The 18,644-nt window shown below is 74.4% G+C and carries 12 protein-coding genes; 3 read left to right on the top strand and 9 right to left on the bottom strand.

Going from position 1 to position 18,644, the window contains the following annotated elements; genetic code table 11:
• Window positions 1-34: 34 nt before the first annotated feature.
• Window positions 35-697, bottom strand: a complete 663-nt coding sequence (locus KV205_RS25440) for a response regulator transcription factor (protein ID WP_265866938.1) — start codon at window positions 695-697, stop codon at window positions 35-37.
• Window positions 694-1,902 (bottom strand): sensor histidine kinase, encoded by a 1,209-nt coding sequence (locus KV205_RS25435; protein ID WP_265866937.1) that lies wholly within the window; start codon window positions 1,900-1,902, stop codon window positions 694-696. Before KV205_RS25435 ends, KV205_RS25440 begins: the two co-directional genes overlap by 4 nt.
• 191 nt (window positions 1,903-2,093) lie before the next feature.
• On the opposite strand from KV205_RS25435, the gene KV205_RS25430 reads away from it, so the two are divergent.
• Window positions 2,094-2,714: a DUF308 domain-containing protein gene (locus tag KV205_RS25430; RefSeq protein ID WP_265866936.1), complete on the top strand. Its 621-nt coding sequence runs from the start codon at window positions 2,094-2,096 to the stop codon at window positions 2,712-2,714.
• Here the strand turns inward: KV205_RS25430 and KV205_RS25425 are convergent.
• From KV205_RS25425 to KV205_RS25395, 7 genes are all read right to left on the bottom strand, one after another.
• On the bottom strand, window positions 2,711-3,532 hold the full coding sequence (locus tag KV205_RS25425) for an SGNH/GDSL hydrolase family protein (protein WP_265866935.1): 822 nt from the start codon (window positions 3,530-3,532) through the stop codon (window positions 2,711-2,713). The genes KV205_RS25430 and KV205_RS25425 overlap by 4 nt on opposite strands.
• Window positions 3,533-3,568: 36 nt before the next feature.
• Window positions 3,569-5,524, bottom strand: a complete 1,956-nt coding sequence (locus KV205_RS25420) for an amino acid transporter (RefSeq protein ID WP_265866934.1) — start codon at window positions 5,522-5,524, stop codon at window positions 3,569-3,571.
• A gap of 289 nt (window positions 5,525-5,813) precedes the next feature.
• A complete protein-coding gene (locus tag KV205_RS25415) occupies window positions 5,814-7,061 on the bottom strand; it encodes a cytochrome P450 (protein WP_265866933.1) in 1,248 nt (415 codons plus the stop codon).
• A complete protein-coding gene (locus KV205_RS25410; RefSeq protein WP_265866932.1) occupies window positions 7,058-8,677 on the bottom strand; it encodes an FAD-dependent monooxygenase in 1,620 nt (539 codons plus the stop codon). Before KV205_RS25410 ends, KV205_RS25415 begins: the two co-directional genes overlap by 4 nt.
• Before the next feature lie 46 nt (window positions 8,678-8,723).
• Window positions 8,724-12,023, bottom strand: coding sequence for a ferritin-like domain-containing protein (locus KV205_RS25405; protein ID WP_265866931.1), 3,300 nt, complete (start codon window positions 12,021-12,023; stop codon window positions 8,724-8,726).
• A complete protein-coding gene (locus tag KV205_RS25400; protein WP_265866930.1) occupies window positions 12,020-13,546 on the bottom strand; it encodes an NAD(P)/FAD-dependent oxidoreductase in 1,527 nt (508 codons plus the stop codon). Before KV205_RS25400 ends, KV205_RS25405 begins: the two co-directional genes overlap by 4 nt.
• Before the next feature lie 16 nt (window positions 13,547-13,562).
• Window positions 13,563-15,359 carry an FAD-dependent monooxygenase gene (locus tag KV205_RS25395; protein WP_374214728.1) on the bottom strand — a complete coding sequence of 599 codons (1,797 nt, stop codon included), beginning with the start codon at window positions 15,357-15,359 and terminating at the stop codon, window positions 13,563-13,565.
• Window positions 15,360-15,630: 271 nt separating this feature from the next.
• Here KV205_RS25395 and KV205_RS25390 point away from each other — a divergent pair, with 271 nt between their 5' ends.
• Window positions 15,631-16,329, top strand: a complete 699-nt coding sequence (locus tag KV205_RS25390) for a VC0807 family protein (RefSeq protein WP_265866929.1) — start codon at window positions 15,631-15,633, stop codon at window positions 16,327-16,329.
• A gap of 201 nt (window positions 16,330-16,530) precedes the next feature.
• Window positions 16,531-18,588 carry a SpoIIE family protein phosphatase gene (locus KV205_RS25385; protein WP_265866928.1) on the top strand — a complete coding sequence of 686 codons (2,058 nt, stop codon included), beginning with the start codon at window positions 16,531-16,533 and terminating at the stop codon, window positions 18,586-18,588.
• The last annotated feature ends 56 nt before the right edge of the window (window positions 18,589-18,644 follow it).

Here is an 18,644-nt window from a genome sequence, read left to right as displayed (position 1 = left end):
GGATTTTCGGCGGGCTGCCGAAGGAGCCGGGCGGTCAGGGGTAGAGGCCGGCCCGGAAGGTGAACGAGACGAGCTGTGCCCGGTCGCGTGCGCCGACCTTCGTCATGGCCCGCACCGCGTGCGTCTTCACGGTGAACGGCGACACCGACATCTGGGCCGCGATCTCGTCGTTGCCGAGCCCGCTCGCGACGAGCACGACCACGTCCCGCTCCCGCGGGGTCAGCGCGTCGAAACGGCGCAGCAGCTCCCGGTCGACCACCGGGGGCGGACTGTCGGTCATGTGCCCGATGAGCGCGGCCGTCGCGGCGGCCGACAGCGCACCGCCGCCGCCGACGACCTCGGTGATGCCGGCGACCAGTTCGGCGGGGCTCACCGTCTTGCTCAGGAAGCCGTTGGCGCCCGCGCGGAGGGCGGCCAGCACGATGTCGTCCTGGTCGAACGTGGTCAGCACGATCACCCGGGTCTTCTCCGGCGGGTGCTCCTTGCGGATCCGGCGGGTGGCCTCGACCCCGTCGATGCCGGGCATCCGGATGTCCATCAGGACCAGGTCGACCGGGTGCTCGCGGAGGAAGGGGACGACCTGGAGCCCGTCGGAGAGGTCGCCCACGACGACCAGACCCGGGTCGAGCCGGAGCATCGCCTTGATGCCGGCCCGGATCTCGTCCTGGTCGTCGACGATCAGAATCCGCGTCGTCATACGGCGGCTCCCAGCGGGCTGAACTCGGCATGGACCCGGAACCGGTCGTCGTCGCTCTCGATCGTCAGCCGCCCGTGGGAGGACTCGACGCGCTCGCGCATTCCCACGAGTCCGAGGCCGCCGCCGTGTCCGCCGCCGTGTCCGCCGCCCGGCCCGGCGCCGCGGGTCGCCGAGCGGCCGACACGGTTCTCCACGGTGAGACAGATCCTGCCGTCGTGCTCGCGCAGCTCCACCGTCGCCGCCCCCTCTCCGTGCCGGTAGGCGTTCGTGAGCGCCTCCTGAAGCACCCGGTAGACCGCCACGCCGACGCTGGGCTCCACGAAACCGGCGGGGAGGGCGAGGGACGGCCGGACGTCGAGGCCGATGCTCTCGAAGGAGGCGATCAGTCCCTCCAGACCGCTGAGCGCCGGGGTCGGCCGGAGCGCCTCGCCGTCGGAGCTGTCGTCGCCGAGCCGGAGGAGCGCGAGGATCCGCTGCGTCTCGACCACGACGGTGCGGGCGCTGGACCTGGCCGAGACGAGGGCCTGACGGGAGGACTCGGCGTCCTCGGGCAGCCCGATCTCCGCGGCACCCAGATGCATGCTCAGCATCGCCACTTGGTGGCCGATGACGTCGTGGAGGTCCCGGGCGATGCGGAGGCGTTCCTCGGTCACCCGCCGGGTGGCCTCGATCTCGCGGGTGGCGAGGGCGCTCTCGGCCCGTTCCTCCAGGGTGAGCCAGTGCTCCCGGTGGATGCGCAGCGCGGCCCCGGTCGCGCCGCCCGCGATGGCCGAGAAGAGCGCGGCGGATCCCACGATCGCCCCGCCGCGGAAGCCTCCCACGGTCATGAACGCCCCCAGGAAGAACGCCGCCACGATGCTGATGCCTACCAGCGGCTGTCTCCCCCTGAGGGTGACCGAGAACAGGACGAGCACCGCCATCATCCACACCGACAGGGGATCGTGGCCCACCGCCGTGACGGCGAAGGACGCCCCGCTCACCACGACAAGGCCGGCCCACGGCCGCCACCAGGAGAGGGCGACACCGCCGCCGGCGAGGAGCACGGACAGGACCGTCGGCCCGTCCGACCCGCGCAGGACCACGGCCACGATCTGGCCGGTGAACACCAGCGCGGCCACCGCGTAGGCGGCGAGGTGCAGCGCCTCGGGGCGGCGGACCCACAGGGGCGCCACGGGCCCGTCCTGACTGTTCTGCGCCTTGACCATGGTCCGATTCTCGGCCACCTGTGCCGCCGCCGTGTACTTCGAACGAAGTAGACGGCGGGCCCGGAACCCCTCCGGCGCGAAGGAGTCGGCGGAACTACTTCGTTCGAAGTACACGGACCGTCCCGAGGCCGCCAAGACTCCTCGTCGAGGCGACCGCCTCACACCATCACGCTCACACCACGGGACACCCGATGACGCAGACCTCCGCGACTTCGCACACGACCACGACCACGACCGCGACCCCGGCCGCGGCGACGCCCTCCGGGCTCCGCTCGCTCCATCTGATCCGAGTCGTCTTCTCCCTGATCTGGGTGGCACTCGTCCTCACGACCTCCGCCTCACTCGACTCGACGGACCGGCCCACGGCGATCGCGGCCGTGCTGCTCGTGATCTACCCCCTGTGGGACGCCGTCGCCACGCTCCTGGAACGGCGCCTGGCCGGCACCGGCCCGATGGACCGGGTCGGCGCCATCAACGTGGCCCTCGGCCTCGCCACCGCCGCCGGGATGCTCGGTGCGACCTTCGCCACCGTCGGGACGGCCCTGCTCGTGTTCGGGGTCTGGGCCCTTCTCTCCGGAGCGATCCAGCTCGTCGTCGCGATCCGGCGCCGGCGCACCGTCGGCGCCCAGTGGCCCATGATCATCAGTGGCGGGCTGTCCGTCCTGGCCGGCGGCTCCTTCGCCGCCATGTCCGCCTCGCCGACGAGCGGCCTGTCCTCCGTCGCCGGCTACTCGGCCTTCGGCGCCTTCTGGTTCCTCGTCTCCGTCGTCGCCCTGACCGTCCGCGGCCGCCGCGACCAGCACGCTTCCTAGGTCCGGGCCGCCGCCACCGCGGTCAGCTCCGGGCGCTTCGCGGTACGCCCGTCGCCGGAGGAGCGGCCGCGCAGCCGGCGCCCGAGCCAGGGGCCGAGGAAGGCCGTGGCCCAGGCCAGCTCCGTACCGACGGCGCGCAGTCCGGTCGCGGGGCGGCCGGCGGGCGGCGGCAGCGGGCGGCTCCAGCTGTCGTCGCTGCCCGGGAGGCCGAGGAGGTCGGCGAAGGCGGCGGCGATACGGGCGTGCCCGAGCGGCGAGGCGTGGAGCCGGTCGCGGCTCCAGAGCCGCGGGTCGGTGACCACCGGGTGGGCGCCGCTCTCCAGGACGGTGACGCCGTGCGTACGGGCGGCCTCCCGGATCCGCGCGTTGAGCGCGGCGATCCGGGGCGCGACCGGGCGGGCCGCCGGGATCAGCACGGTGAGGTCGGGGAAGGTCAGGGTGGCGACCCGGGCGCCGCCCGCGCCGAGCGCCGCGAACATCGCCGCCAGGTGCCCCGCGACCTCGTCGGCGTCGAAGCGCGGCCGCAGCAGGTCGTTGACCCCGGCGACCACGGTGGCGAGATCGGGCGCCAGAGCGAGCGCGGGACCGAGCTGCTCGGCCCGCACCTGGCCGGCGAGCCGTCCGCGTACGGCGAGATTGGCGTACCGCAGCCCCGGGTTCGACCCGGCTGCCAGCTCGGCGAGCCGGTCGGCCCAGCCGCGCAGCCCGGTGGTGTCGTCGCCGTCCCCGACGCCCTCGGTCTGGCTGTCGCCGAGGGCGACGTACCGCAGGTAACGGGTCTCGGAGGACGCCACCTCATCGCGCCGTTCATTATTCATATTGTTGAGTATAGGGAGAGTGGGCAGCGGGGCTGGTCAGCCCACGTGGACGCGCGGCCGGAGCTCCCGGTCCGGCTCCGCCTCGCGCAGCACCTCACGGGTGGTCGGCGCGACCTCGCCGCGGCCGAAGAGGAAGAAGCGGAAGAAGTTGGCGAAGGGGTTGCCCTCGGTCCACTCGAAGTAGATGTGCGGGCGGACCCCGGTGAGGTCCCGGGCGTGGAGCAGCAGGGCCGCGAGCGCGTTGGGCACGGAGGAGCTCTCCACCGTCAGCACCCGGTAGCGCTCGTGCAGGACCTCGCCGCGGACCGTCAGACCGGCCTCGAACTCCGACGGGTCGGTGACCGTCACCTCGACGAACACGAAGTCCTCGGTGCCGGGGATGTCGTTGTCGGCGCGGATCTGGTCCTTCTTCGACCGGTACTCCTCGGCGTCCCGGTTGTCCGGCTCGTTCGCGATGAAGCGCGGGGTGCGCCGGGAGATGTCCTGGATGAACCGCTCGGCCATCTCGTCCAGCTCGACGTGCGTGACGCGCAGCTCGAAGGCGCGGCCGAGCCGGGAGAGCAGCGAGATGAGGATGATGCCGGCGATGAAACAGGCACCGATCTTCACACCGTCGGGGCGCTCGATGACGTTCACGACGGTGACGTACAGCAGGACCGCCGAGATGGTCGCGAAGCCGATCGTCCAGCCGCGCTGCCCGGCGCGGCGGGCGGCGATGGTCACCGCGATGGCCGCCGAACTCATCAGGACGAGGACACCGGTGGCGTAGGCGCCGCCCTGGGCGTCGACGTCGGCGTCGAAGATCCAGGTGACGAGGAACGCGACCAGGGTGAAGGTGATCACCATGGGGCGCACGGCGCGGGCCCAGTGCGGGGCCATGCCGTACTTCGGCAGGTAGCGCGGCATCAGGTTGAGCAGGCCGGCCATCGCGGACGCGCCCGCGAACCAGAGGATCGCGATCGTCGAGACGTCGTAGAGGGTGCCGAAGGCGCCGCCGAGGTACTCGTGCGCGAGGTAGGCGAGCGCGCGGCCGTTCGCCTTGCCGCCGGGCTCGAACTCCTGGTGCGGGATGAGGACGGTGGTGATGAAGCTGGTGGAGATCAGGAAGACGCTCATGATGAGCGCGGCCGTGGTCAGCAGCTTCTTCGTGCCCCGGATCCGGCCGGCGGGCTTGGCCTCCGTGTCGTCGGCAGCACCCTGGACGTGCGGCATCACCGCCACACCCGTCTCGAAGCCGGACATGCCGAGCGCCAGCTTCGGGAAGACGATCAGCGCGACGCCGACCATGACGAAGATGTTGCCGTGCTCCTGTGTGAGGGCGGAGGTCCAGTCGGTGACGACATGGCCCTCGGTGAGGACGTGGTACAGGCCGGTGACCACGACGACGGCGTTGAGCGCGAGATAGACCGCGACCAGGGCGACGGCGACGCCGATGGCCTCCAGGAAGCCCTTGAGGAACACCGCGCCGAGCAGCGCGATGAGGATCATCGTGATCAGCACCTGCTTGTCGTGCAGGGCCGATTCCAGATGCGGGTTCTCCACCAGGTGGGTGGAGGCGTCGGCGGCCGACAGGGTGATGGTGATGAGGAAGTCGGTGGCCGCGAAGCCCAGCAGGGTCAGGACGAAGAGCTTGCCCTTCCAGAAGGACAGCAGCCGCGACAGCATCGCGATCGAGCCCTCGCCGTGCGGGCTCTCCTCCGCCACCCGCCGGTAGACCGGCAGCGCGCCCGCCAGGGTCACGATCACGAGCACGATCGTCGCGATGGGGGAGAGGAGCCCGGCGGCAAGGGCCGCGATGCCCGGCTGGTAGCCGAGGGTCGAGAAGTAGTCGACACCGGTCAGACACATCACCCGGTACCAGGGCTGCCCCTTGTGCCCGGCGTCCGGAGCCGGCTCGGCCGGCCGGGAGGGCTTGCCCTTGCCCATGTCGGACAGGCCTTCCAGCATCCACGCCCGCAGGCGACTGGAACGGGTGGCGGGGGGCGTGGCCATCGGGGGACTCCTGCTGTCCGGTACGGCGGAGAGATCGGTTTTCAGCCATCGACGGACGGCAGCCGAGTCAGCGTACGCAAGGGCTGCGTAGGGAACCGTCCGGAGCGCGTATGGATACCGTCAAGATCCCCGCGTCGGGCGTTGCCCTCGTCACAGTGGACGCGGCCAGGCGTATCGGGGCTTCCGGTTCAGTGCGCCGGCGGCACCGCGCGTCCCGCCCGTGGCCCGCGCCCAGCCGCAGGACATCGACCGTGCGGCGTACGGGCGCAGGCCTGCCCGCCGCCGCCATTCACCCGACCGTCAGCAGCTCCGGGCCGTGGAACACCCAGTCCGGGGCGTAGCGCACCTCCACCGCCGGCCGGGCCCCGGGCCGCAGCGCCGGCAGGCCGGTCAGGAGCACGGCCAGCGCGGTCTCCGCCTCCGCCCGGGCCAGGGCGGCGCCCGCGCAGTAGTGGATGCCGAGCCCGAAGGCGCAGTGCCGGAGCTGGTCCCGGTGGATGTCGAGCCGCTCCGGATCGGGGAACCGGGCCGGGTCGCGGTTGGCCGCGCCGAGGACGAGGACGAGCCGGTCGCCCCGGCGTATCGGGTGGCCCGCGAGCGCGCAGTCGCGCTGTGCCCAGCGGGTGACCATCTGCACCGGCGGGTCGTGCCTGAGGAACTCGTCCACCGCGTCCGGCAGCAGCGCCGGATCCGCCCGCAGCTCGGCCGCGAGCTCCGGACGGGCAAGGAGCGCGAGCACCGCCTTGCCGAGCAGCCCCGTCGTGGTCTCGTGGCCCGCCGTCAGGAGGTGGATGCAGGTGGCCGACTGCTCCCGGGGCGTGAGCGCCGTCCGCTCGTCGGCGGCCCGCGCCAGCGCCGAGAGCAGGTCGCCCCGGTCCCCGCCCGGCCCGCGCCGGGCGTCCAGCTCCCGCCGGAAGTACGCGGTCAGGTCGGCCGCCGCCCGCTCCGCCGCCGTCAGCCCCGCCGCACTGCGGTCCGCCCGCGTGCCGCCCGCCCGCTGCAGCGCCAGCGCCCGGTCCCGGAACCAGCCGTGCCGCTCCGCCGGCACGCCGAGCACCCCGGCGATCACGAGCAGCGGGAACGGCGCCGCGAACTCGGCGACCAGATCCACCGATTCCCGCGCGGCCAGCGGCGCGACGAGCCCGCGCGCGATCCGGCGGACCTCCGGGCGCAGCGCCGTCACCGGACCGGTGCCCAGGGCGGGGGTGACCAGGGCCCGCACCCCGGTGTGCCGGGGCGGATCGAGGAACACCAGCCAGTTCTCCACCACCTGCCGCAGCACCTCGTACCCCGGCGGCAGCGGGGCCGCGCAGCCCGTCGCCGGGTCCGTCCGGCCGAACTCCCGGCGCGCGAGCACCCGCGCCACCTCCGCGTACCCGAAGACGTACCAGGTCGTCGGCGCCCGCCCGGGACCGCGCACGGCATGCACCGGGCCGGCCTCCCGGTAGCGCCGGTAGACGGGGTACGGATCGGCCAGGTCGAGCAGCGCCGGGTCGAACGGCGGCAGAGTGCCGTACGCGGCGGGCTCGGCGCTCATCCCGCCGCTCCCCGCACCCGGTCGGCCAGGGCGCCCGGATCGCGGGGCGGCGCCGCGCCCCGCCAGGCCACGTGCCCGTCCGGGCGGACCAGGACGTACGGCCGCTCGTAGCGCTGCGCCGCCGCCGGATCGGCGCACCGCTCCACCCGCAGCGGCACCCGTCGGTCGGCGAACGCCCGTACCGTTCCCTCCGTTCCCTCCGTTCCGTCCATACCGTCCATCCGCCCGCGCCCGCCGGGACCGGCCTCGAAGCACAGGAGGACGAACTCCCGGCCGTACAGGTCGAGCGTCGAGCGCCCCGGCGCGAGCCACGCGTGCGGTGCCCGCGCCCCCGGCAGGGTGGAGGCGTTGAGCACGGGCATGGCGTCCGGCTCCTCGGTGGCCAGGAGAGGGGAGGAGTAGCGGTACGCGAAATGCATCTCCGGCCGGTCGAACTCCCGCCGTGCGTCCGAGGCCGCCAGCTCCTCGGCAAGCGCGGCCCGGGCCCGGACGCCCACCGGGGTGTCGTCCAGGAGGGCCGGTGAGATCCGCCGCTCCTGGGTGCGCCGCAGATTGCGGTGGGCCTCCGCCACCCCGGCGAGGGCCACCGGCCGGCGCTCCGTGCCGTACGCGTCGAGCAGCCCGGGTCCCGCCCAGCCGGCCAGCGTCGCGGCCAGCTTCCAGCCGAGGTCGGCGGCGTCGCAGACCCCCGTGCTCATCCCGAAGCCGCCGGACGGCGACAGCGTGTGCGCCGCGTCCCCGGCAAGGAAGACCGGCCCGGACCGGTAGCGCTCGGCGACCCGGTGGGCCAGCCGCCACACCGCGTCCGAGACCACCTCAAGAGGCGTGGCCAGGGCCACCGCCCGGCGCACCACTTCCAGCGGGGCGGCCGGGCCGGCGGGCGCGGTCAGCCGGTAGAGCCCGCGCCCGTCGATCGAGCGCAGCGGATAGCGCAGACCGGTCGGCGAGGTGAGGAAGTGGACGAGCGGCGCGCGCGGTCCGAGCAGCTTCGGCAGCTCCGGCGCCCGGAACACGATGTTCCGCAGCGTCCGGGCCGCATGCAGCTCCGGCGAGGCGATCCCGCAGGCCTTGCGCACCGGCGAGGAGGCCCCGTCGCAGCCGACCAGGAACCGCGCCCGGACGGTGACGGCGGCACCGTCCGGGCGACCGACGCCGGCGACGGTCGCGACCACCCCGTCCGGCCCGGCGGTGAAGCCGAGCAGTTGGTGGCGCAGCCGGACCGGCCCGGCGGGATGGCGGCCCACCCGGTCGAGCAGCAGCGGCACCATCCAGTGCTGGGGGCAGATCGCCTCCGGCTCCGGCGTGTGCGCGGGCGGCGGCCGGGTCGCCACCGTGCCGAACGCGAGCCGGTGGATCTCGTGCCCGCCGACCGCCGTCACCCACGCCACGTCAAGCGCGTGGTCGTCCGGCCAGCCCGCGCGGCGCAGCGCCTCGGCCGCGCCCCAGCGGCGGAACATCTCCATCGCGCGCGGCCCCACGGTGGTGATCCGGGGCTCGACCGAACCGCCGTCCCCCGCCTCCACCAGCACGAAGTCCACCCCGCGCGCGGTCAGATCGAGCGCCAGGGCAAGGCCCACCGGCCCGCCGCCCACCACCAGGACATCCGTCTCCCACACGCCGGCTCCTCCAGGGGCCGCCGGGCTCGCGTACCCGCTCATCGGTTCACCGCCCTCCCTCGGCACGGAACTGCTCGGCATAGAAGGTCATCAGCTCCGGCACCCGCCCGGGCACCCCCGCGCACTCCCGGGCCATCCGCGCCAGATGCGCGAAGCGCATCGCGAACGCCCGGCGCGCGACGTCCGGCCGGGCCAGCGCCACCGGAGGCTCCTCCAGCTCGAAGGACGGGCCCGCCGTCCGCCCCCGCCAGCCCGAGTCCAGCGTCACCAGGAGCTCGGCCAGCGGACGCATCATCCCGGTCATCACGTCGATCGCCGCGTTCATCAGGCGCGAGCGCCGCAGACTCGCGTCCGGGCTCTCCGCGAAGTGCTGCACCATCAGCTGGAGCATCAGGAAATAGGCCCGGTTGAACAGCCGCATCACCTCCCGGGCGTGCGGATCGCGGACCGCCGCCCGGCCCGGGTGCGCCGGGTCGAGGGTCGGATTGCGCAGCGCCGGATAGGCCGGGCTCCACGGCGCGCCCTGCCCGCCCGGGCCGTCCGCCCGCTCCGTCATGAGCAGCTCCCCGATCCGTACGAAGGTGTCGTGATGGGACTCCGGCACCGGCCCCGGCGCGTCGAGGACCCCGCCCTCGCCCTGCTCGGTGACGAAGTCGATCGCGAACAGCGCGCTCGACAGGTCGTCCACCTCCAGCTGGTAGTCGGGATGGCGGGCGTCGACCGCCCGGCCGAGGAAGAGATGGTGCTCGCCGCCGCCCCGGCCCCGGTCCACCAGGAACAGGTCCGGCACCCGGGTCAGCCCGTCGCGGATCGCCGCGTACAGCTCGCTCGGCGACCCGAACGGCGCCGCCCCCGCCGCCCCCGCCGCGCCCGTCGCCCCGCCCTGCGCCTCCTCCGGTCCGGCGGCCGGCCGGGTGTCGGTGCCGCCGGCCAGCCGCTCCGGCCGCTCGATGGCCACGAACCGCTGCACGCTGCCCAGGTGCAGCGGCTCCAGGGCGAAGTCCAGCGGCAGCGGCAGCAGCCCCGGCGTCCCGAAGTCGATCGCCGGGACGTGGAACGGCTCGCCCATCGCCATCAGGACGTTGTTGACCACCAGGAAGTGCACCATCTCCTCGCGGGCCACCGCGAAGAGGCTGTCCCGGATGCCCCGGCTCAGCGTCTCCCCGCCGTCGCCGCAGGCCAGCCGCAGCTGCCGGGGCGTCCACACCCCGCGCTGCACATACGTGAATCCGGCGCCGTGCGTCGGCAGCGCGTACCCCGCGTAGAGGTACTGCAGACAGGTCGCCAGCTCCACCGTCACCGCCTGCCACAGCGCCGCCCGTAACTGGGCGCGGCTGGTGATCCGGGGCCGCGCGGCGGCCGGCGACGGCGAGGGGGAGGCCATCGGAAGGACCGCGTCGGCGGAGCTCCGCGCCCGCAGATGGCTGAGCAGCAACCGCGCCTTGGGCAGCGTCAGTTCCCGGGTCGGCGGCATGTAGTAGGTGCGGTCCTTGTTGGCCGGGTCGCACATCTGCCAGATCAGCTTCACGTACGTCTCGACCTTGCAGCGGTCGGCCAGGCTGAACACCTCGTCCCGCATGAACGGGAACAGCTGCTCGTAATAGGCGAACACCTCCCGGTGCAGCAGCTCGAAGCCCACGTCCTCCTTCAGTACGGCGTCCAGCGCCCAGTCGTCGGGCAGCACCCGCACCTGCGCCCCGCCCGCCCCCGCCCACCAGCCGAGCGCGTCCCCGTCGTCGTACGCCGCCACCGCCGAACCGGGCGCGTCCAGCGGGCACGGCGGCAGCTCGTCGGCCTCGGCGGTCAGCAGCAGCCGCGCCGTCCCCGGCCGGGCGCCCCGCACCGTGAACCAGCCCCGTCCCCGCTCGTCCGTCAGCAGCCGGCAGACCGCGTCGTAGGGCCCGGGCTCCTGGACGCCCGCCGCACCCTCCGCGTCGGCGGGCGCCTCCTTGTCCTCGGCGAGCCGCCCGGGCCGCAGCTCCACGATCCGCAGCTCCCCGGCGCGCGCCTCGGGGGAGGCGGCGACCGGATCGCGGGGCAGCGCCCGCGGATGGGCGAACTGCCGGACGACGACCGGCTCCAGGGCCGCCGGCCGCCCCCGTACGCTCGCCCGTACGGCGACCTCCACGGCATGGTCCTCGCCGCGCTCCCGGTCCGGGTGCTCGACGAACAGCGCCGCGTCGTCGGTGACCACCACCCGCTCCCGCTCCCGCAGCAGCACCCGCCGGCCCGTGCCGTGCGGGCCGACCAGACACAGGCCCTCGTCGGCGGCCCAGGCGGCGCCCGGCGCGCTCGCCGGGACCCGGACCACCGTCCCGCCGTCCGGCGCGCCTTCGCCCTCCGGGAGCACCGCGACGAGTTCGTCCGAGACCACCGTGCGCAGCTCCAGGGCGCCGGAGCCCGGCCGGCCGAACGGCAGGTTGAACACCGCCTCGTCGGGCGTCACCCGCACCGAGCAGATCCGGGCCCGCGGCCCGCCGCCGGCCGGGTCCGCGCCGTACGGGACGAGGAGCCGGCCTGCCGGATGGGTGCGCGGCTCGTCCGGGCCCCAGGGCGCGATCACCCCGCGCAGCCGCCACTGCTGCGGGGCGTCGCCCGGCCCGTCGTACCCGTGCCCCGGGTCACCGGGCGCGCCCGCCGCCTCCAGGGTGAACTGGACGAGCAGCCCGCCCGATGCCTCGGCCGCCGCCCGCAGCGCGGCCGCGATCGGCGAAGCGCCGCCGGGCCCGTCCGGCCAGTCCAGGGCGGGTCCGGCGGGCACGGCGAACTGGTGGAGCACCGAAGGCGCCGGGGCGAAGGACTGCCAGCGCGGCGGCTGGAAGCCGGTCACGTCCCCGAGGCACACATGCCCGGAATCGTGGGAGCGGCCCTGCCTGCCCAGCGCGAACCGGCCGATCATCAGCGTCGTCGACCAGGCGGAGGCCGGATCGACGTCGAACACCCGGGCCCGGTTCACGGTCGTCCCCAGATACGGGTTGTAGTGCCCCCACAGATCCACGGCCCGGCCCAGCAGCGGATCCCCGGCCGCGGCCGGCACCGGTGCGCCGTCCGCTCCCTCGGCGGCGGTCACCCGGGCGTCCACCGAGAAGTGCCCGTTGCCGGAGAAGTGCCCGCCGAGCGCGCCTCGTTCGCGCAGCAGCGCATGCAGCTCGGCGGCCGGCCGGCCGTCCGGGAACGGCGCGGCGACACCGGCTCCAGATCCGGTTCCGGGCCGGTCCTGCGGTGCGAGGACGGTGTTGGTCGCCAGGTCCAGGAGACCGGCCGCGGCGGCGGCCCGCGGTCCGGTGGGCAGCTTGGTCACCGCGGTGCCCGCGAAGTGCAGCCGGGGCGGGTCGAAGACGCTCACGCCGCCTCCAGGAAGGCCGGGGCCGGACGGCCGAGCCGGTGGGCGGCGGCGAAGCGGTCGATGCCGGCGACCGCCGACAGGGCCGACTCCACCGCGCCCTCGATCCAGGCGGGTTCGGAGGAACAGTGCTCGCCGGCGAAGAACAGCCGCCCCACCGGGCGGGCCGCCCGGCGCCGCTCCTCGGCGCAGGCCGCCGCGTCCTTCCCCCAGCGGATGGCGCAGCCGCCGGCCGTCCACGGATGCTCGCCCCAGGCGATGCCCGCGACCCCGCGCACCATGCCACGGCGTAGCAACTGCGGGTGCATCCGGCCCAGTTCGTCGATCACCACCGCGTGCCGCTGCCGGGCGGGCATCCGGCCGAGCAGATCGGCGTCCTCGCCGATCGTGTAGCTGGCGAGCAGCGCCGCGCCCCGCCGCCCGCTCGCGCCGCCCGCTCCGTTCGCACCTCCGGCGCCGTCCGGGCCGCCGCCGTCCTCCGCCGGGGCCGGATAGTAGGTCTGGCGGATCAGGCCGCCGCTGAAGGAGGCGCCGCCGCGGATGCCCTCGCGCTCCCAGAAGGGCTCGCGGACGTGCACCGCGACCTTGGTGGCCGGGCAGTAGTCGACCTCGCGGACGACGGCCCTCTTGTCCTCGTCGAGACCGGTCAGCCGCATCCGGCGCAGCACCGGGAACGGCACGGTGCACAGCACCAGGTCGGCACGGCGCAGCACGGCGAGCGGCCCGCGCCCGATGCGCAGCCGGACGTGGTCGGGCGCCACGTCGAGTCCGGTGACCTCCTGGCCCAGCCAGATCGGGCCGCGGACCCGGGCGGCCAGCCGCTGCACCAGCTGGTCCATGCCGCAGGCCAGACGGATCAGCCGGGGGCTGGTCTCGGTGAGGATGTCGTCGAGGAAGCTGTTGAGGCGGGTGCCGCAGCCGGCCCGGACGCCGGGGTGGGCGGCGAAGAGCCCGTGCACGTCGACCCGGTCCTTCCCGTCGCCGAGGAGATGCGGCGTCAGGTCGATCTGCTCGACCCGGTCGAGCAGATCGCGGGCCAGATCGGCGCGCAGCCCGGTGCGCAGCGCGGGCGGGGCGACCGCGTCGACGACGGCGGCGAGCCAGGCGCCGAAGACGACGGTCTCCTCGCGGTAGTCGTCGCGGGCGAGCGCGGACCGCACGTCCGCGATCAGCCGGCGCGGCGCCTCGCGCAGCCGGACGTGGCCGGTGCTGGTGGCGAGGAAGGCGTTCTCCTCGGAGAGCAGGGTGGTGAAGGGGCGCACCTGGTCGGCGAGACCGAGGTGGTCGATGTAATGCATGGTGCGGTGGTGCGCGGTGGGCACGCGCATCGCGCCGAGTTCGACGAAGGGGGCGCCCTCGTGGGCGCCGAAGCGATGGGTGCGGACACGTCCGCCGAGCCGGCGGCTGCCCTCCAGGATCTCCACGCGGTGGCCGAGGCGTTCGAGCTCGTAGGCGGCGACCAGGCCGGCCATGCCCGCGCCGATGACGGTGACCGTGCCTCGGGTGCGCGTCAGGTGCTTGGACAAGGGACTCCGACTCCCGTCACTCTGCGCTGACTGAAGGGGACATGGGTGAGGGCGCCGGTCCGAGTGCGGTGAGGTAGGCGTCGAGGTCGGCGGTCCGGCCGGCCGAGGCGACCAGGCCGACATGGCCGTCGGGCCGTACGAGCCGGAGCTCGCCGGGCCGGCCGACCAGCCGGGCCTCGGCGGCGTCCGCCGGGGTGACGGACAGCACCCGGACCGGCACGGGCCCCTGCGCGCACCGCTCCAGGACCGCTTCCCGTACGGACTGCCGCACGGACTCCGGTACGGCTTCGCCCCCCGGCCCGCCGGGCCCGCCGGCGAGCAGGACCAGCGTCCAGGTGTCGTAACGGAGCAGGGTGTGCAGCCGCACCGGCCCGGTGCCGGGGTGGCCGGTCGACACCAGGGCGTCGGGCATCCGGTCGCCGGCCCGCGGCCCGCGGCCCCGCCCGAGGCCGGCCGGGGCGCGCTGCCAGGACAGGGCGCTCGGGCGGTGATTGCGGCCGAGGTCGCTCAACTGCCAGTCCAGGCGCCGCTGGAAGCCGCGCAGCGCGAGCGCGAGCGGCACGGTGGCGGAGAAGACGTGGTGGCCGAGCGGCGGCAGCGGCAGCTCCATGAAGTTGCACCGCATCTCGCGGATGTAGCGCAGGGCGAGGGCGCGCTGCTCGGTGTCGTACGTGTCGAGGAGCCGGACGTCGGCCTCGCCGCGGTGCACGGCGGCCAGCTTCCAGGCGAGGTTGTGCGCGCCGAGCATCCCGACGTTCATGCCGTGGCCGCCGACCGGCGCCCAGGCGTGCGCGGCGTCGCCCGCGAGCAGCCCGCGCCCGAGCCGCAGCCGGGCGGCGACCCGGTCGCCGAACCGGGCCCGGTTGAGCCAGGGCGGATCCGTCGGGGTGAGCCGCAGCCGGGGGAGCCGGGCGGTGTCGGCGACCAGGTCGCGCAGTTCGCCGAGGGCGGGCGGGCCGGTGAGGGTGGGGTCGGGGTCGTCGCGGAAGCAGAAGAAGCGGAAGCCGCCGCCGGGTAGCGGGAAGACGAGCAGCGAGCGGCGCGGGGCGAGGAAGATGTGCCCGTGCCCAGGATGCCGGCCGTAGGGCCAGTCGGCGTGCGCGTTGCCCTGGACGACCTGGAGCCCGGTGCGGCGGCGGCCCTGGAACGGGATGCCGAGCCGGTCGCGGACCACGCTGCCAGTGCCGTCGCAGCCGACGATCCAGGCGGCGGTGGCCGATTCGGCGGAGCCGCCGGGGCGGCCGACGGTGAACTCGGCCCGGTCGTCGTGAATCTTGACGTTGGTGACCTCGCTGTCCCATTCGACCTCGGTGCCGAGCCGGGCCAGCTCCGCGCACAACAGGCGCTCGATGTCATGCTGTTCGATGTTGAGCGGACGGCTGTGGGCGGAGCGGTGCCAGCCGGTGGAGAGCGCGCCGAGCCGGCGTCCGCCGGCGTGGATCGTCACCTCGCCCAGCTCCACGCCGTGCCGGGCGAGTGTGCCGGCGACCCCGAGCGCCTCCAGGGCCTCCGCCGCCCTCGGCCAGACGACGAGGGCCCGCGCCTCGTGCTTGGCGGCCGGCGCGCGGTCCACCACCCGCACGTCGAGCCCGAGTCTGCGCAGGGCGATCGCCAGCGTCAGGCCGACCGGCCCCGCACCGACCACGCACACGTCCACACCCGGCATCCGGCCCCAACTCCCCACCCGTGTCCTGCCCTTGCGCACCATCCGCCGGAACCAGCGACTCCGGCATGTTCTCCAAGGGTGCGCGCCGATGATCACGTCCCGCCAGGGCGTACGGCCCGGCGCGAGAAGCATTCGACCTGCCGATATGACTCCCTGTGCATCACATCGTCGGTTTGAGTGACGGCATGCGCAGAAGATCCGGAAACGATCCGGAGTACGACCCTCCGGACGACTTGAAGATCATTTTGGGTCGGCGGACCTTGTGAGCCCCCGCGCGCCCGACCTACCGTGCCGGGTGCCGCACCGACCGCGGCTCATCGGAGCAGGTCGTTTCAGGCATTCATTCAGGCAATCGACTCATGCGGCTCATGCAGCTCATTCGGGCCGTCCATCAGGGCGGCCCATTCAGGGGGAAACCATGTCCGCGACCACCGCGCAGCCGGGCCCGCCGGCCCGCTCCGGCGCCGCCACCGCCATCGGCTGGGTGCTCACCATCGGCCTCAATGTCGTGGCCCCGACCCTCACCTACAACGCGCTCGTCGACCACGGCTGGAGCGAGTTCGGCGCCCTGCTCCTCAGTGGCGCCTGGCCGGTGCTCGACACCCTCGTGCACCTGGTCTGGCACCGCAAGCTCGACGAGTTCGCGATCGTCACGATCTTCTTCCTCGTCCTCACCGCCGTCGTCTCGCTCGTCGGCACCCACTCCACCCGAGCCCTGCTCGTCAAGGACTCGGCCGTCACCGGCCTCTTCGGCGTGCTCTGCCTCGTGACCCTCCTCGCGCCCCGGCCGCTGATGTTCTACTTCGGGCGCCGCTTCTCGACCGACGGCACCCCGGAAAGTCACGCCTGGTGGAACGGCCTGTGGCAGTTCGAGGGCTTCCGTGGCGTGATGCGGACGATGACGATCGTCTGGGGCGCCGCCTATCTGATCGAGGCCGCCGCGCGTGTCGTCCTGTCGTACGTGCTGACCGTCGACGCCATGGTGGTCGTCAACCCGATCCTCATCTACGGCACCCTCGGCCTCCTCGTCCTGTGGACCGTCCGCACCGCCAAGCGCTCCCGCGCCGAGGGCGAGGCCCGCGCGGCGGCAGCGGCGGCGGCCGCCGCCGGCGCCTGATCCGGCGCCCGCCACCCGACCGGGGGAAGGGTCGGGTGGCGCACGGGGGAACGCCAGGGGCTGGGCGCGGCCCCGGTGCGCGGCGGCGACGCCGCTGCCGGCCGCACTGCGGAGCGCCCGCCCCTTATGTCTCAGATAGGGTGATTCGGTAGGAATCGCGGATGCGCCCCTCGGGGCCCGGCCGATGCGTAGGTCGATGCGTTGGACACTCACCAGTCGCCGAGCAGGGTCCCGCAGCCGCCCCGGGCGGCCGTCGGGTACGCGGGCGTGCTCAACGACCTGCTGCCCATCGCGCTGTGGCGCGAGGACGCGCGCGGCCGCATCGTCGAATGGTCACTGGCCGCCCAGGACCTCCTCGGCTACCGCCCCGAGGACGTCATCGGCCGCCTCGCCACGCCCCTCCTCGTCCCCGACGCCAACCGCGAGCTCGCCGACCGGCTGACCCAGAAGGTGCAGTCCGGCGAGACCGTGGTCGGCACCCTCCCCGTACGCCACCGGGACGGCCACTCGGTCGCCATGGAGATGTGGATCGTGCCCGCCGCCGACCCGGACGGCCTCCCCGGCGCCATGCTCATCGCCTTCGAGACCTCCCAGGTCCTGCGCATGCGCGACAGCCTCGCCGCCCTCGAATCGCTCTTCACCCAGTCACCCATCGGCCTCGCCACCCTCGGCCCCGACCTGCGCTTCCTGCGTGTCAACGACGCCCTCGCCCGGATGAACGGCGTCCCCGCCGCCGACCACATCGGCCGCCGTCTCACCGAGGTCGTCCCCGGCATCAACGCCGGCGCCCTGGAGGCCCTGATGCGCCAGGTCCTGGAGACCGGCACCGCCGTCGTCGACGCCCGCCGGGCCGGCCGCACCCCCGCCGACCCCAGCCACGACCACATCTGGTCCAACTCCTACGCGCCGCTCCTCGACCACGGCGGCCACCCGCTCGGCGTCATCGCCTCCCTCATCGACATCACCGAGAGCCAGCAGGCGCACATCGAGGTCGAACGCGCCCGCCACCGCTTCGCCCTGCTCGCCGAGGCCGGCGCCCGCATCGGCACCACCCTCGACCTGCGGCAGACCGCCGAGGAGGTGGTCGACTTCCTCGTCCCCCAGCTGGCCGACTCCGCAGACGTCCAGCTCCTCGAATCCGTCCTCGACCCCGACGAGTCCACCGCCGCCACCCGCGGCATCCTGCGCCGGCTCGCCGCCCGCTTCCCCGATCCCAGTGCCCCCACCGCCCTGCTCGCCCCCGGCCAGACCTTCCAGATCCCCCTGGACTCCGTCTACGAGGAGGTGATCACCGAGGCCCGCCCGATGGACCTGTACGTCACCGACGTCCCCGCCCTCATCCGCGACCCGCGCCTCGAAGCCCTGCGCCGCTATCTCGCCACCCGCATCGGCGCCGCCCGGCTGATCCCCCTGGTCGCCCGCGGCAAGGTCCTCGGCACGGTCTCGGTGACCCGGCTGCGCCGCCGCGAACCCTTCGACGAGGAGGACCGGATCCTGATGGACGAGGTGGTCGCCCGCGCCGCCACCAACATCGACAACGCCCGCCTCTACACCACCCAGCGGCAGGCCGCCCTCACCCTGCAGCGCAGCCTCACCAACAACGCCCTCCCCGACGTCCCCGGCCTCGAACTCACCGGCCGCTATCTGCCCGCCAGCGACCACGACGTCGGCGGCGACTGGTTCGACGTGGTCCCGCTGCCCGGCGGCCGCACCGCGCTCGTCATCGGCGACGTCATGGGCCACGGCATCCACGCGGCCGCCGTCATGGGCCAGCTCCGCACCGCCGTGCGCACCCTCGCCCGCCACGACATCCCGCCGGCCCGGATGCTCAGCTCCCTGGACGCCGTCGTCGACGACCTCGGCGAGGACGAGATGGCCACCTGTGTGTACGCGGTGTACGACCCCGCCGACGCGCGCTGGACCGTCGCCCGGGCCGGCCATCCGCCGCCGGCCGCCGTGACCCCCGACGGCACCGTCACCTTCCTCGACGGCCCGCCCGGAACCCCGCTCGGCACCGGCGCCCACGAATTCGGCACCCAGGAGGTGACCCTGCCCGCGGGCGGCCTCCTGGTGCTCTACACCGACGGCCTCATCGAGGCCCGTGACCGGGACCTCGACCAGGGCATGGCCCGGGTCGCCGCCGCGCTGCGGGCCATGGACCGCCCGCTGGACGCCGTGTGCGACGAGCTCCTGGCCGGGCTGCCCGAGGGCCCGGCGCAGGACGACGTGGCCGTCCTGCTCGCCCGTACGACGGTGTGAGCTCGTACCCCGTACGACGGTGTGAGCTCGTACGACGGCGTGTGTGGGGGGTGCCG

Origin of the sequence: Streptomyces sp. SKN60 (genome assembly GCF_026236535.1) — a bacterium.
In the GTDB taxonomy this organism is placed as follows: Bacteria; Actinomycetota; Actinomycetes; order Streptomycetales; family Streptomycetaceae; genus Streptomyces.
The sequence above is the reverse complement of the archived record's forward strand: the minus strand, read 5'-3'. Positions and strand labels throughout refer to the sequence as shown.